This window comes from Methanocalculus sp., assembly GCF_029762515.1.
In the GTDB taxonomy this organism is placed as follows: Archaea; Halobacteriota; Methanomicrobia; order Methanomicrobiales; family Methanocorpusculaceae; genus Methanocalculus.
The window spans coordinates 1-1,245 of record NZ_JARVGN010000540.1 but is presented as its reverse complement, the minus strand read 5'-3'; the positions used below and the strand labels follow the sequence as shown (position 1 = coordinate 1,245).

Below are 1,245 nucleotides of genomic sequence, written 5' to 3'. Positions count from 1 at the left end.
GTCCAATATCAAAAGAAAAACTCTTCGATTATCTTACTCAATTTTCCGACAACGAGGAGATCGAAAAGAGGGGGAAAAAATCCTTATCTGGTGCTACGAACGATGTCCTGTATAATTTGAAAGTTCTCCAGTTTGTATCTGGGGATGATAAAAATCTGGTTTTGACAACTTCTCTCAATAACGACCATATCAATATTTATTCCGGAAAACAGGTCTTCGCAGCCTATCTCAGTAACGACAAACAGGGTGCGTTGATGATGCTGCAGACGAACTCCCTCTACTACTCCCCGGAGATCAGACATCTGGCTGCATTCATATTCCGCAGGAAAAAATTGTCGAAATCTGACATCGGCATGGAATATAACAGAAAAAATGTTTTTGGGCATTCATTCAATCCTTTCACGATCGATACCTCACTTGCAGAATTGGAGCGCCTATCACTCCTCCAGAAACGAAAAGATGGAGATGCTCCGCCCTTGTATACCCTCGTGACCCTTCACAATCTGATCTTTGCTCAACTTCTGGTTGAGGAGTACTGTGAATTACGAGAGAAGGATGGTACAGTTCCATTATATTCGATGAAAGAACGCTTTTCCCTCAAGTATAACATGACGTACCCAGAATTTGAGGAGCGATTTGCGATTTTAAAAAACTCGCTTCTTCCAGATCTCATTGCTGGTGGCAGTTATGAAAAATTTTCGATCAACATAGACATTGCACAGGAGTTGAACCTCTATGAGTGACCTTGACCTATCAGATCTTGGACTGAATTCGAATCCCTTTGATGCGATTATAGGCGATCAGGAATCCTCGAAGAAATATCGATTATTCGGACGGGAAGACCAGTTGGAAAAGGCTGAATCGTTTGTGAAAAGGGCATTGCATGAAAAAAAGCAACAGCGTATGCTTGTGCGCGGAGAATACGGCACGGGTAAGACCCATCATCTTCTGCGACTCCAGGATGAAATCCGCTCGGGTGAGTACGGGGACGGTGCGATTGCGGTATATCTGGGGAACCTCGGGATAAGTATCCGGCGGTTCTATGAGAAGTTCATTGAGTCATTTGACTCGTATAATTCAGACTTTCAGGATATTATTGCGGATCTCCAACCCGTGGAACCAGATGACAGCATTGATCAAGCCTATAAACAAGAGAAACTTCGCGACAACGTAATTTCGAATATAGAAAAAATCGTCGCTACCTCTCAGTTACAGGAGTACACGGGGATATTTCTCCTGATCGAT

At 43.2% G+C, this 1,245-nt stretch carries 2 protein-coding genes; both read left to right on the top strand.

Annotation, left to right across the window (positions count from 1 at the left end; all coding sequences use genetic code 11):
* Positions 1–743, top strand: a 743-nt coding sequence (locus QCH34_RS12985) for a hypothetical protein (protein WP_300334744.1), incomplete at its 5' end; no start/stop codon positions are given.
* Positions 736–1,245: hypothetical protein (locus QCH34_RS12980; RefSeq protein WP_300334742.1), on the top strand; the 510-nt coding region annotated here is incomplete at its 3' end. The genes QCH34_RS12985 and QCH34_RS12980, both read left to right, overlap by 8 nt.